This window comes from Amycolatopsis sp. DG1A-15b (assembly GCF_030285645.1).
Classification (GTDB): Bacteria; Actinomycetota; Actinomycetes; order Mycobacteriales; family Pseudonocardiaceae; genus Amycolatopsis.
The window spans coordinates 800,932-813,560 of the sequence record NZ_CP127296.1 but is presented as its reverse complement, the minus strand read 5'-3'; the positions used below and the strand labels follow the sequence as shown (position 1 = coordinate 813,560).

Annotated in this window: 14 protein-coding genes; 6 read left to right on the top strand and 8 right to left on the bottom strand. The window is 72.2% G+C overall.

All coding sequences use genetic code 11. The features are described from left to right. The first annotated feature begins 21 nt into the window (after window positions 1-21). On the top strand, window positions 22-375 hold the full coding sequence (locus QRY02_RS03845; RefSeq protein ID WP_285990098.1) for a PASTA domain-containing protein: 354 nt from the start codon (window positions 22-24) through the stop codon (window positions 373-375). Here the strand turns inward: QRY02_RS03845 and QRY02_RS03840 are convergent. Next, a complete protein-coding gene (locus QRY02_RS03840) occupies window positions 372-1,007 on the bottom strand; it encodes an SRPBCC family protein (RefSeq protein WP_285990097.1) in 636 nt (211 codons plus the stop codon). The two genes, QRY02_RS03845 and QRY02_RS03840, sit on opposite strands and share 4 nt — an antisense overlap. After that, window positions 1,004-1,351 (bottom strand): ArsR/SmtB family transcription factor, encoded by a 348-nt coding sequence (locus QRY02_RS03835; protein ID WP_285990096.1) that lies wholly within the window; start codon window positions 1,349-1,351, stop codon window positions 1,004-1,006. Before QRY02_RS03835 ends, QRY02_RS03840 begins: the two co-directional genes overlap by 4 nt. A 127-nt stretch (window positions 1,352-1,478) precedes the next feature. Here QRY02_RS03835 and QRY02_RS03830 point away from each other — a divergent pair, with 127 nt between their 5' ends. Beyond that, the gene (locus QRY02_RS03830; protein ID WP_285990095.1) at window positions 1,479-3,146 is read left to right on the top strand and encodes a GGDEF domain-containing protein; all 1,668 of its coding nucleotides are present in this window, start codon (window positions 1,479-1,481) and stop codon (window positions 3,144-3,146) included. A gap of 71 nt (window positions 3,147-3,217) precedes the next feature. Here QRY02_RS03830 and QRY02_RS03825 read toward each other — a convergent pair whose 3' ends face one another. Further along, window positions 3,218-3,847, bottom strand: coding sequence for a TetR/AcrR family transcriptional regulator (locus QRY02_RS03825; RefSeq protein ID WP_285990094.1), 630 nt, complete (start codon window positions 3,845-3,847; stop codon window positions 3,218-3,220). A 53-nt stretch (window positions 3,848-3,900) separates the two neighbouring features. Between QRY02_RS03825 and QRY02_RS03820 the strand changes: the two genes are divergently transcribed. Further along, entirely contained in the window at window positions 3,901-5,094 is a 1,194-nt protein-coding gene (locus QRY02_RS03820; RefSeq protein WP_285990093.1) for a glycosyltransferase, read from the top strand. Between the two features lie 3 nt (window positions 5,095-5,097). Here QRY02_RS03820 and QRY02_RS03815 read toward each other — a convergent pair whose 3' ends face one another. Genes QRY02_RS03815 through QRY02_RS03800 form a run of 4 tightly spaced genes read right to left on the bottom strand, consistent with a single transcriptional unit; the run spans window position 5,098 to window position 8,718 of the window. Then, the gene (locus tag QRY02_RS03815) at window positions 5,098-6,258 is read right to left on the bottom strand and encodes a sulfotransferase family protein (RefSeq protein WP_285990092.1); all 1,161 of its coding nucleotides are present in this window, start codon (window positions 6,256-6,258) and stop codon (window positions 5,098-5,100) included. 8 nt (window positions 6,259-6,266) lie between these two features. Continuing rightward, a complete protein-coding gene (locus tag QRY02_RS03810) occupies window positions 6,267-7,055 on the bottom strand; it encodes an SDR family oxidoreductase (RefSeq protein ID WP_285990091.1) in 789 nt (262 codons plus the stop codon). After that, window positions 7,052-8,242, bottom strand: coding sequence for a hypothetical protein (locus QRY02_RS03805; protein ID WP_285990090.1), 1,191 nt, complete (start codon window positions 8,240-8,242; stop codon window positions 7,052-7,054). Before QRY02_RS03805 ends, QRY02_RS03810 begins: the two co-directional genes overlap by 4 nt. Next, window positions 8,239-8,718, bottom strand: coding sequence for a nuclear transport factor 2 family protein (locus QRY02_RS03800; protein ID WP_285990089.1), 480 nt, complete (start codon window positions 8,716-8,718; stop codon window positions 8,239-8,241). Before QRY02_RS03800 ends, QRY02_RS03805 begins: the two co-directional genes overlap by 4 nt. A gap of 39 nt (window positions 8,719-8,757) precedes the next feature. Between QRY02_RS03800 and cysD the strand changes: the two genes are divergently transcribed. Genes cysD through QRY02_RS03785 form a run of 3 tightly spaced genes read left to right on the top strand, consistent with a single transcriptional unit; the run spans window position 8,758 to window position 11,905 of the window. Beyond that, a complete protein-coding gene (gene cysD, locus QRY02_RS03795) occupies window positions 8,758-9,690 on the top strand; it encodes a sulfate adenylyltransferase subunit CysD (RefSeq protein ID WP_285990088.1) in 933 nt (310 codons plus the stop codon). Next, the gene (gene cysC, locus QRY02_RS03790; protein WP_285990087.1) at window positions 9,690-11,501 is read left to right on the top strand and encodes an adenylyl-sulfate kinase; all 1,812 of its coding nucleotides are present in this window, start codon (window positions 9,690-9,692) and stop codon (window positions 11,499-11,501) included. Before cysD ends, cysC begins: the two co-directional genes overlap by 1 nt. Window positions 11,502-11,533: 32 nt before the next feature. Continuing rightward, window positions 11,534-11,905, top strand: a complete 372-nt coding sequence (locus QRY02_RS03785) for a VOC family protein (RefSeq protein WP_285990086.1) — start codon at window positions 11,534-11,536, stop codon at window positions 11,903-11,905. Window positions 11,906-11,908: 3 nt separating this feature from the next. On the opposite strand, the gene QRY02_RS03780 is transcribed toward QRY02_RS03785, so the two are convergent. Continuing rightward, window positions 11,909-12,613 carry a class I SAM-dependent methyltransferase gene (locus QRY02_RS03780; protein ID WP_285990085.1) on the bottom strand — a complete coding sequence of 235 codons (705 nt, stop codon included), beginning with the start codon at window positions 12,611-12,613 and terminating at the stop codon, window positions 11,909-11,911. Between the last annotated feature and the right edge of the window lie 16 nt (window positions 12,614-12,629).

The window sequence follows — 12,629 nt, the reverse complement described above, 5'->3', positions numbered from 1 at the left end:
CCCGGAGGTATGCCCCGACGGATGGTCACGACATTGGCGGCGCTCGCGTTCGCCACGGCCGCGTGCGGTACCCCGCCCGGCTCGCCCGGCACGACGACCTCGACCACGGTTTCGACCGCGACTTCGACCTCGGCTTCCGCTCCGGCGAAGCTGATCAAGGTCCCGGACGTCTCCGGCATGAACCACCAGGACGCCCAGAACGCGATGCAGCGCGCCGGGCTCTACAACCTGCGCGAGGTCGACGGCACCGGCCAGGGCCGCGCGCTGGTGATCGACCGCAACTGGCGCCAGACGGGCCAGGACCCGGCGCCCGGCACCGAGGTCCCGGCCGACGCGGTGATCACCTTGACCGCGGTCAAGTACGACGACCGTTAGGCCTCCGGCGGGGTCGTGTACGCCTTCAGCGTGCGGTCGGCCGCCGCCCGGGCCTTGGCCGGGTCCGCGCCCGCCGCGACGTCGGCCTCGTACCACGCCTCGTTCGACGCCGTCATGAAGCGGATGCCGTCGGGCGACATCATCCAGGCCATCGCCGCCTCCGGGTCGACGGCCGTGCCCGGCGCGGACAGGTGCAGGACCAGGCCGACCAGCGCCCCGTCCCAGCCGATGCCGACCGCGCCCGGGCCGAACTCGTCCCAGCGCTCGTCGACGTGCGCCACGTGTTCCAGCTCGAACCGCGTGCCTGAACCCTCCGGCGTCAGCCGGACCTCGATCCAGCTGACGTTGCCACCGAACTCCCAGGTGGCGGCGAAGCTCTTCGGCGGGTCGCAGCGCTCGACCGTGCCGCCCGCGTTGCCCTCCAGCTGGTACTTCCCGCCGACCTTCAGCTCCCCGCTGACCGGCAGGAACCAGCGCGGGATGCGCTCGGGGTCGGTGCAGGCGTCCCACAGGTCGTCGACATCGGTGTCGTAGACCTGGCTGATCGTGAGGACGCGGGCCTCCTTCTCCTCGATCACCCGGTCGCCGAGCGTCCGGCGGACGGCGCTGATCTGGTGGCTGACGTCGATCACGGATCTTCTCCTTGCTCGATGCGGCGCTCGCGCTTGCCGCGGGCGATTTCGGTGGCCAGCGCGTCCAGCGGCGGTGTCCAGTACCGGCGGAACCGGTCCAGCCAGACGTCGACGTCGCGCAACGGATCGTGCCCGACCGCGTACAGCCGTCTCGTCCCGTCCTGGCGGACGACCGCGAAGCCGTTGTCCCGCAACACCTTCAGGTGCTGGGAGACGGCCGGCTGCGAGATGCCGAACTCGGCCCGGATCACCTCGGTCACCGCCCCGGCGGCCCGTTCGCCGTCGGCCAGCAGCTCGAGGATCCGGCGGCGGACCGGGTCGCCGAGGACGTCGAACGCGTGCACCCGGCCAAGGTACAAGTGTCGACTTATATAAGTCAAGGCTGAAACAGTTGCGCCGATGGGGGCAACCCCCGGTGAACATCAGCCGACATCGGTTCCGCTGCGGCACGCGACCCGCGACGATCGGGCTGTGAAGTCGCCACGCGCGGTCCGCTTCGCCTTCCAGCCGCTGTACAGCCTCCACACGGGAGGTGTCGTGGCGCACGAAGCGCTGGCCAGGCCCGGCCGCGGAACCGTCCCCGAGCTGCTCGCGCAGGCGCGCCGCGACGGCAGGCTCGCCGAGGCCGACCTCGGGCTCGCGGTGGCCGCCGTCCGGCAGGACGCCGAAAAGCCGACGTCGCTCCCCCTGCACCTGAACCTCTCGGCCCGCACCCTGGCCGCGCCGCCGGCGATGTACGACGACCTCCTCGGAGAGCTCGGCGACGCGGGCCGGCGCACCCGCGACGTCGTCCTCGAGATCGGGCCGCCGTTCGCGCCGCTGCCGGCCGGCCGCGCGCTCGCGGGCATGCGCGAGCTCACCGAACTCGGCTTCCGGCTCGCGCTCGACGGTCTCGGCCGCGGCGACCTGCCGCTGGGCCTGCTCGTCGAGGCGCCGATCGACCTGGTGAAGCTCGACCGGACCGTGCTGCGCGGGCTGCCGGACGACCCGGCCTCGGCCGCGGTGGTCGAGGCGCTGCTGCACTACACGAACCGCACCGGCACGCGGCTCGTCGCGACCGGCGTGGAGACCGACGCCCAGCTCGACGCCGTCCGCGACCTGGGCGTCCGGATCGCGCAGGGGCACCTGCTCGCGCCGCCGACCGCCGCCGGGCCCGCGCCGGCCCTGCTGACGCGCGGCCGTCCCACGACCGGGGCCCCGGCACCGTGCGTCGGCGACTTCCTCCGCCCGGCGACGACCCTGCCGGAAACGGCGGCGTGCGATGAGGTCCGCGCGGTGCTCGCGGCGGCGGACGCGCCTTCGGGCGTGGTCGGGGTGGACGAGCTGCACCGGCCGCGCTGGTCGGTCGACCGGACCCGGTTCCTGGTGGCGGTCACCGGCCCGTACGGGCACGCGTTGCACGCGAAGCGCCCGGCGGCCCGGCTCGCGGACACCCCGCACACGATCGAGGCCCGCGCCGGCGCGATGGAGTTCCTCGAGCTGGTCACCGACGCCGACTGGGGCCGCACGGGCGACGACGTGGTCGTGGTCGACGAGCTCGGCCGCTGCCTCGGCGTGGTGCTGGTGACCGAGGTGGTCCGCGGCGTGGCCGAGGCGAAGGTCGAAGCGGCCGCGGCACTGAACCCGCTGACGCGGTTGCCGGGCAGCGACACGATCGCCCGCGACGTCGCCCGCCGCATCACGATCGGCGAGCCGTTCGTCGCGGCCTGGCTGGACATCGACGGTTTCAAGGCGATCAACGACACGGCCGGCTTCGCGGCGGGCGACCACCTGATCCGCGAGCTCGGCGCGGCACTGACCGAGCTGGCCGGCGGCCTGCGGCGGATGCGCGTGAGCCACGTCGGCGGCGACGACTTCCTGGTGGTGTGCGACGTCGACGAGATCGCCACGGTGGCCGGGGCGGTGCTGGACCGCGCTTGGTCGGCGGAGGGGCGCCCGGTGACGGTGTCCCTGGCGACGCTGGTCTGCGCGAGCGGCGCGATCGGGTCGTACCAGGAGGTTTCGCGGTTGCTGGCGCCGCTGAAGAAGCGCGCGAAGGCGGTACCGGGCTCGAGCTGGGTGCTGAGCCGCCCGGGCTCGGAGCGGGTGGAAGTGCTGCGCGGCATCGGAACCCGCGGCCTGCAGGCTGCCGCGGGCTGACGCCCCGAGGTGGCCTTCGGTGCGCTCACCGCCCCCAAGGCCGCATTCGAGGCGCATGAGCCGGGCCGCTCTCACTCCCAGTCGAGCGTCAGCTGCGCCTGGATCGCCGCCGCCGCCCAAGCCACGTACTCCTCGTGCCGCCAGCCGCACACCGCCGTCAGGTGGTCGTAGGCCTCGTGCGACATGATCAGCCCGATCGCGTCGGCGAGCCGTCCCACCGAACCACCTTCCGGCGCCAGGCCCGCCGCCGAGAGCCGGCCCGCGATCTCCGTCCGGCGCACCACCGCCAGCTCCGCGCGGACCGCCGCCACCTCCGCGTCCGCCGCGGCCGCGGTCGTGAACGCGCGCCAGATCGGCAGCGATCCGCGCACCCCCGCCGCCACCCGGGACACCACCGCCGGCAGGTCCGCCGGTCCGGCCGGGCCCGCCAAGGCGTCCAGGTTCACCGCGTCCGGGTCGCCCGCGAAGCCGTCGCGGAACGCGGCGAGCAGCAGCTGCGGCTTGCGGCCCGTCTGCGTCACGGTCTCCAGGCTCACCCCGGCCTCGGAGGCGATCTGCCGCATGCTCGTGCCCGCGTAGCCGCGTGCAGCGAACAGCTTGCCCGCCGTCGCCACCACGTGGGCCCGGGTACGCCGGGCGCGGGCCTCGCGCACCGGCGACTCGTAACGGCGCCGCGTGCCCTCGGATTCCGGTATCGTCACTATTGGATAGTACATCGTATCGGTCAATCGTATCGGTCCATCGAGGGGGAGCCATGACTCGCGTACTCGTCTGCGTGCAGCCCGCGCGCGGTCACGTCGGGCCGACCAAGCCGATCGTCGGAGCGCTGGTCGCCGCCGGTCACGAGGTCGCCGTCGTCACCGGTGCGCGTTACCGGGAGACGTTCGAGGAGCTGGGCGCCACCGTCACCGTCCTGCCGGAAGAGGCCGACTTCGACGAGACCGACCTGAACGGCACCATCCCCGGCCGGGCCGGGCGACGCGGGCTCGGTCTCGCGCGGTTCGAGCTGGCCAACTTCGTCCGCGCCATGCCCGCGCAGCTGAGCGTCATCGACGGGCACCAGGCCGACGTCGTGCTGTGCGATCCGCTGATGACGGCCGGGCTGGCCCTGGTCCGGCGCGAACGGCGGCCACGCCTGCTGACGCTGGGGTTCCTGCCGTTCATGCCCCCGGTCCCGACCGGCCCGCCCGGGCACCCCCTGCGCGGTGCGATCTTCAAAGCGCTCGTGCCGTGGGTGACCGGCCCCGCGCAGAGACTGGCGAAAGACCTGCTGGGCGGCGATCCGGGCATGCTGTTCACCGACTGGCCCCTGCACAGCGACGGCGTGCTCCAGATGACCTGCCCGGGCTTCGAGTACCCGCGCCCCGGGGTGCCGCTGCACTTCATCGGGCCGACGACGGTCAGCGCGGCGAGCGAGCACCCGCTGCCGCCGTGGTGGGCCGACCTCGACGGCGGCCGGCCGGTGGTGCACGTGACCCAGGGGACGGTCGCGAACGACGACCTCGGCCGGCTCGTCGAACCCACCATCGACGCGCTGGCCGGCGAGGACGTCCTGGTCGTCGCGACGACGTGCGGGACGCCCCTGCGGCCCGGCCCGCTGCCGGAGAACGTCCGCGTGGCCGATTTCCTGCCCTACGACGAGCTGCTCCCCCGCTGCGCCGCCGTCGTCAGCAACGGCGGGTACGGCGGCGTCAACCACGCCCTCCGCTACGGCGTGCCGCTGGTCGTGGTCGGGGCCAGCGAGGACAAGCGCGAGGTCGCCGCCCGGGTCACCTGGTCCGGGGCCGGGATCGGCCGCGCCCGCGCCTCGGCCGCGCCGCGGACGCTGCGGCGGGCCGTCCGCGCCGTCCTCGATGACCCGCGCTACCGCACCCGGGCCCGGGAGCTGGCCGGCGAAATGGCCGCCGGGCCGGCGATGGACGAGGTGGTGAAGCTGGTCACCGGCTGAGCGTCACGAGCCGTGCGCCGCCAGGTAGCCCGCGAACCGCTCGTCGACCTCCTCGGGCGTCAGGCCGAAGTCCGCCAGGCTGTACCGGTGCACCGGTTTCCGTTCCCCGGTCCGGCTCGCCTCGTGCACCGCCGTCATCGCCGCCCGCGCCTCCGGCGTGAACTCCAGTCCGAAGTGGTCGTACACAGTGGACACGGTGCCGATCGGGTCCGCGACGAAGTCCTCGTACCGCACGTCGAGGAACTGCGCCGGGTCGTGGCGCGCGCGGGCCCAGCTGAATTCGTCGGCTCCGCGGGCCCACAGGTCCAGCTGCCCGCGGCCGATCACCTCGCCGCGGAACTTGTCCGACCAGCCGTCGGCGGCCTTCTCGGCGAGGCTGCACATCGACGCCATGATCGTGCGTGGCGCCCGGTGCGTCTGGATCACCAGCGCGTCCGGGTAGTTCGCCATCAGCGCGTCCAGCGCGAAGAGGTGGCTGGGGTTCTTGAGCACCCAGCGCTTGCCCGCGTCCGGCAGCCCGATCAGCTGCAGGTTGCGCTTGTGCCGGGCGTAGGCGTCCGTCCAGTCCTGTTTGGCCAGCCAGCGCGAGTAGCGCGGCAGGTGCGCGAGGCATTCGAAGGACACCGACCGCATCGACTGGCGCAGCAGCTGCCAGCACTCCTCCACCTGGTCGGCGGACATGTGGTGCACGCCCATGAACTCCGGGTGCTCGACGTGGTGACGTTCGTAGCCGGCCTGGATCCCCTGGAAGATCGGGTTGTCCGCCCACGAAGAACGCGGCGGCCGCGGCTGCGGGACCTCGGCGAGCCACACCTCGAGCCCCTGGTGCGCGGGGTCCTCGGCGAGCAGCCGGTGCAGCGCGGTCGTGCCGGTGCGCGGCAGCCCGGTGACGAAGATCGGCCGCTCCACGCGGACGTCCGCGTACCCCGGGTTCTGCTTCCACGACGCCTCGCTGAGCAGCCGCGCCACGAGCGCCCCGCGCAGGAACGCCCGGTGCACCTTGTTGCCGTACGGCGTCAGTTCCGCGTCCGCGTCGTAGGACTCCAGCAGCACGCGCAGGCCTTCGACGTACTCGTCGCTGCCGAAGTCGCCGAGCCCGGTGAGCTTCGACGCCGAGGCGTGCAGGTCCTCGACGGTGCCGACGTCTTCGCGGCCGGGGAGCATCGATCCTCCTAGTGGTGGTACTCGCCGCCGTTGACGTCGAGGCACTGCCCGGTGATCGCGCGCGCCATCGGCGAGGCGAGGAAGACCACCGCGTCGGCGATCTCGTCGGGCTCGGGCAGTTTGCGCAGGTCGATCGTGGACGCCGTCTCGGCGTAGACGTCCTCCGGCGTGATGCCGCGTTCCTTGGCCAGGTAGCCGAAGTACCACTGGAGGTTCGGCCCCCAGATGTACCCGGGCGCCACGGTGTTGACGCGCACGCCGTCCGGCCCCAGCTCGCTGGCGAGGCTCTGCGAGAGCGACAGCAGCGCCGACTTCGCCATCTTGTAGGCGCCGAACGTCCGCCGCGAGTGCCGCAGCACGGCGGAGTTGATCATCACCAGCGAGCCCTTGCTCTCCTTGAGCGCGGGCAGGAACAGCCGGGTCAGCCGGAGCACCGAGATCGCGGCGGTCTCGAAGCCCGATCGGACGGCGTCGAGGTCCACGGTGGCCAGGTCGGTCAGCGGCGGGACGGCGAAAGCGTTGTGCACCACGGTGTCCACCCGGCCGAACGCCTCGACCGCCTCGCTCACCAGGTTCGCGGCGGAGTCCGCGTCGTCGATGTCGGTGCGCACCGCGACCGCCCGGCGGCCGAGGTCGGTCACCTCCTTCGCGACCTCGCCGAGCCGCGACTCGGTGCGCGCGGCGAGCACGACGTCCGCGCCGGCCCGCGCGCTGCGCACGGCGATCGACCGGCCGAGCCCGGGGCCGATCCCCGAGACGACGACCACCTTGCCCTGCAACACGTTCTCCACGCTCACCCCAGCATCCGGGCGGCGACGGCGTCCTGCCGGGCCGCGATCCGCGCCGTCCACTGCTCCGGCGTCACGCGCGCGTCGGCGTGGTAGGGCAGCCGGTCGGGCAGCTCGTCGGTCTTGACCACCTCGACGACCGGACCGTCGTCCGGGCCGAGGTCGCGGGCCAGCCGCTGCCAGCGGATCTGCACGTACCCGCGCTCGTGGCCGGTCAGCTCCAGCCAGTTCGCCAGGCCGGGGTCGCGCTCGGCGAGCACGAACCGGATCTTGCCGTCCGGGTCGACGCGGGCCTGGTCGGCGGTGAGGCTCGTCTGGTGGTTGATGTAGTCGAGCGAGACGTACCAGAGGCTGCCGAGCTGGATGCCCTGGTACGGCGCGTCCGCGCAGCGGGGCACGGTGACGATCATCGCCTCTTCGGCGCCGAGCTCGTAGTGCCCGGCCGAGGAGAACTGCGTGGTGAGCCCGCCCGGTGTCGAGCGCGGCTCGGTCATCGTGTTCACCGGCAGGTTGTCGTAGAACCACTTCGGGAAGGCGAGGAACGTCTTGAGCCGGCTCAGCAGGATCTTGCCGGTGACGCCGTAGCGCTTGGCCAGCGCGGACCGGTCCGGCACCGGCGGCGCCTGGCCCGCGGTGTCGACGCACCGGATGCGGATCTCGCCACGGCGTTCGGTGGCCCAGTCGCTGTAGACCTCGCGGACCACGAGCATCGACGAGCCCTCGCCGAGGACGAAGTAGTTCGGGCCCGGGTTCTCGCGAGCCGGGCCGAACCGCAGCTCGAAGCGGCCGTCCGGGCCGATCTCGATCGCCCGGTCGTCGAACGCGGCGAGGCTGTCGGGCACCTCCACCGGCGAGTAGTCGCCGTTGAGGACCTGGAAGCTCAGGTCGGCGGTGGTCCCGCGGACGCCGGTGACCAGGTACTCGCGGTCGGCGCGGATGTTCGCGTTGAAGTACAGGGTGTCCGGGTTGTCCAGGCCCATCTTCGTGTACGGGCCGGTGGACGCGGTGAAGTACGGGAAGTCGCGCTGGTAGGCCCAGGCCATCTGCAGCGACGCCCGGATGCTGCCCGCGAGGTAGTCGTAGCCCTCGAGGAGGCCCTGCCCGGTCTGCGCCGGTGGGGCTTCGGCGATCAGCTTCTCGGCCTCGACGATGGCGTCGGCGAACGACCGGGTCAACGAGAACTCGTTCTCGATCATGCCGGGACGGCCCAGCGGTTCGCGAGCAGCCGGTAGCCCGGCAGGGCGTCCCAGGACATCATCGACTCGTAGGTCCGGACGTACCCGATGTGCGAGATCCGCCAGGCGCCGTCGTTGTCGCGGCGGTAGGTGTCCTCGTAGAACGCGGCGCCTTCGATGATCACCTTGTGGTCGGGCACGATGACCTTGTCGGTGAACGACCACCGCCCGGTCGCGGTGTCGCCGTCGACGTCGATCTCCGGCTGACCTGCGTGGTGCACGGTGATGATGCCGTTGCCGAGGCTCTGGGTGAGGAATTCGACGATGGCGTCGCGGCCTTCGAACTGCTTGCCGTCGCTGCCCACGGCGCGCGTCCCGTAGTCGGCCGTGGCGTCGACGGTGAACGTGTCGGCGACCTCGTCCCACAGTTTCAGGTCCACCCCGCGCAGGTACCGGTACTTCAGCCGCTTGATCTCTTCGAGTACGACCAGGTCCATGCACACAGCGTCCCGCACCGCTTGACCAAAGACAAGAACATGTTCTACTTTTTTCCGGTGTCCGTGACCTCGTACGAGCTCTCGCACCTGGCCGCGCTCGAAGCGGAGGCCGTGCACGTCTTCCGCGAAGTCGCGGCGACCTTCGAGCGCCCCGTCCTGCTGTTCTCCGGCGGCAAGGACTCGGTGGTGATGCTGCACGCCGCCGCGAAGGCGTTCTGGCCGGCGCCCCTGCCGTTCCCCGTGCTGCACGTCGACACCGGGCACAACTTCGACGAGGTGCTGCGGTTCCGCGACGAGACCGTCGCCGCCCTCGGCCTGCGCCTGGAGGTGGCGAGCGTGCAGGACGACATCGACGCCGGCCGCGTCGTCGAGGAGACCGGGCCGCGGGCGAGCCGCAACCGGCTGCAGACGGTGACCCTGCTGCGGGCGATCCGCGAGGGCGGCTTCGACGCCGTGTTCGGCGGCGCGCGCCGCGACGAAGAGAAGGCGCGCGCGAAGGAGCGCGTGTTCAGCTTCCGCGACGAGCACGGCCAGTGGGACCCGCGGGCGCAGCGCCCGGAGCTGTGGAACCTCTACAACGGGCGGCACCGCCGCGGCGAGCACATCCGCGTGTTCCCGCTGTCGAACTGGACCGAGCTGGACATCTGGCAGTACATCCGGGACGAGCGGATCGCGCTCCCGCCGCTCTACTACGCGCACCGGCGACCGGTGGTCCAGCGCGACGGCATGCTGCTCGCGGCCACCCGGTTCCTGTCCCTTGTGGACGGCGAGACACCGTACGAGGCGACCGTGCGCTTCCGGACCGTCGGCGACGCCACGTGCACCGGCTGCGTCGAGTCGTCGGCGTCGACACCGTCCGAAGTGGTCGCCGAAGTGGCCGCCACCCGCGTGACCGAGCGCGGCGCGACGCGCGCCGACGACCGGATTTCCGAAGCAGGCATGGAAGACCGGAAGCGAGAGGGCTACTTCTGATGCAGCTGCTGAGGATCGCCACGGCGGGCAGCGTGGACGACGGGAAGTCCACCTTGATCGGCCGGCTGCTGTTCGACTCGAAGGCGATCTTCACCGACCAGCTCGCCGCCGTCGAACGCGCCAGCCGCGACCGCGGCGAGGACTACCCCGACCTCGCGCTGCTCACCGACGGCCTGCGCGCCGAGCGCGAGCAGGGCATCACCATCGACGTCGCCCACCGGTACTTCGCCACGCCGCGGCGGAAGTTCATCATCGCCGACACGCCGGGACACCTGCAGTACACGCGGAACATGGTGACCGGTGCGTCCACCGCCGACCTGGCGCTCGTTCTGGTGGACGCGCGCAAGGGCGTACTCGAACAGTCCCGGCGGCACGCGTTCCTGGCGTCGCTGCTGGGGATCGGCCACCTCGTGGTGTGCGTGAACAAGATGGACCTCGTCGGCTGGTCGCAGGAACGGTTCGACGAGATCCGCGAGGACTTCCGCCGGTTCGCGATGAAACTCGACGTCGCCGACCTGACGTTCGTGCCGGTTTCGGCGTTGCACGGCGACAACGTGGTCCACCGCAGCGCGAGCATGCCCTGGTACGAAGGCACTTCGCTGCTGCACCAGCTCGAGGAGGTGCACGTCGCCTCCGACCGCAACCTCATCGACGCGCGGTTCCCGGTGCAGTACGTGATCCGCCGGTCCGACTTCCGCGGCTACGCGGGCACCATCGCGGGCGGGGTGTTCAAGCCGGGTGACGAGGTCGTGGCCCTGCCGTCGGGGTTCACGTCGAAGGTGCGCGCGGTCTGGGGTCCCGGCGGGCAGCCCCTCGAAGAGGCGTTCACCGGCCAGGCGGTGGCGGTCGAGCTGGCCGACGACCTCGACCTCGGCCGCGGGGCGATGCTGTGCCGCCCGGGCAACCGCGCGGAGTCGGCCCGCGAGGTCGACGCCCTGGTCTGCTGGTTCTCCGAGCGCGCCGCGCTGACGCCGGGCGCGACGTACGCGGTGCGGCACACGACCACCGAGACGCGGGGCACGGTGGAGCGGCTGGAATACCGCCTCGACGTCACCACCCTGCACCGCGACGAGACGGCGGAAGCGCTGTCCCTGAACGACATCGGCCGGATCAGGCTGCGCACGCGTTCGCCGCTGCTGTTCGACCCGTACCGCCGCAACCGGGCCACCGGCGGCTTCCTGCTGGTCGACGAGCACACCGGCGACACGGTCGCGGCGGGCATGATCACCGGCGCACCGGTGTCCCCGGTCGTCTGGCACACCGCGGCCGTGCGGCGCGAAGACCGCCCGACCCGCGGCGCGACGGTGTGGCTCACCGGGCTTTCGGCGTCGGGCAAGTCGTCGGTGGCGGTCGAGCTGGAACGCCGCCTGGTCGCGGCGGGCCGCCCGGCGTACCTGCTCGACGGCGACAACCTGCGCCACGGCCTCAACAAGGGGCTGGGGTTCAGCCCCGAGGACCGCGCGGAGAACGTCCGGCGGGTGGCCGAGGTGGCGCGCCTGTTCGCGGACGCGGGCGTGGTGGCCATCGCGTCGCTGATCAGCCCGTACTCGGAGGATCGGGCCCGGGCGCGAGCGGTCCACGAGGGGCTGCCGTTCGTGGAGGTCTTCGTCGACACGCCCCTGGAGGTCTGCGAAGCCCGCGACCCGAAGGGCATGTACGCGAAGGCGCGCGCCGGCGAGATCACCGGCTTCACGGGCATCGACGCCCCCTACGAGCGCCCGGCGTCGCCGGACCTGGTGCTGCGCCCGGGCGACGGCGACCCGGCGGCGATGGCGGCGGCGATCCAGGCCCTCTTGGACGAGCTCGGCTGAAATCTCTTGCGCGCGCCCCTAGGGTGGGCTGCATGACGTCGGTCAGGCAGGTCCAGGTCACCTTCGACTGCGCGGAACCCGAGCGCGTCGCCCGGTTCTGGTGCGAGGTGCTGGGGTACGAGCTGCAGAGCGCGGGCTTCGCCTGCGTCGACCCCACGGGCGTGGGCCCGCGGCTGTACTTCCAGCGCGTGCCCGAAGGCAAGGCCGTCAAGAACCGCGTGCACCTCGACGTCCGGGTCGGCACCGGGCTCGCCGGCGAAGAACGGCTCGCCGCGCTCGAGGCCGAGTGCGCGCGGCTGGAGGCGCTCGGCGCGAAACGCCTGTGGCTCCAAGAGGCGGACGAGGACAACGAGTCGTGCCTGACGATGCAGGACGTCGAGGGCAACGAGTTCTGCCTCGACTGACGCCTACTCGGCTTCCAGGACGAAGAAGAGGAAGCTCGGGAAGGTGTCGAGGATTTCGAAGTCGCCGGGGAACAGCTCGCGCGCGGCCGGCACGGGATGCGGTTCGCTGATGACGGCGATCCGGAAGCCCGCCGCGGTGAAGGCGTCGGTCATCGCGTGCAGCGGCTTGTTCCAGAACGTCATGTGCGCCTTCCGGCCGTGCAGATCGAACTCGTCGGTCCAGGTGTACGGCTCGAAGTAGTCGGGCCGGGGCCCCTCGTGGCGGTGCGTCAGGTTGACCATCATCGGGTGGTTCACCGAGGCGATCAGCCGGCCGCCGGGCTTCAGGACGCGCCGCAGCTCGGCGAGCAGCGGGTCCCAGTCCCGCAGGTAGTGCAGCACCAGGGACGCGATGACGTCGTCGAACTCGCCGTCGGCGAAGGGCAGCGGGCCGGCCAGGTCGGCGACCCGCAGGTCGGCGCCGTCGCCGAGCCGCCGCCGGGCGTGCGCCAGCATTTCGGCGCTCTGGTCGATCCCGGTCACGACCGCGCCCCGCTCCCGCAGCGCCGCGAACAGCGGGCCGGAGCCACAGCCGGCGTCGAGAATCCGACGGCCGGCCACGTCCCCGGCGAGCGCCAGGGTCGCGGGCCGTTCGTAATAGGCGTTCATCAGGCTGTTTTCGTTCTCGGCCGTGTACGCCTCGGCGAAGTCGTCGTATGCGGCAGTCATGCGGCCCATAGTGCCC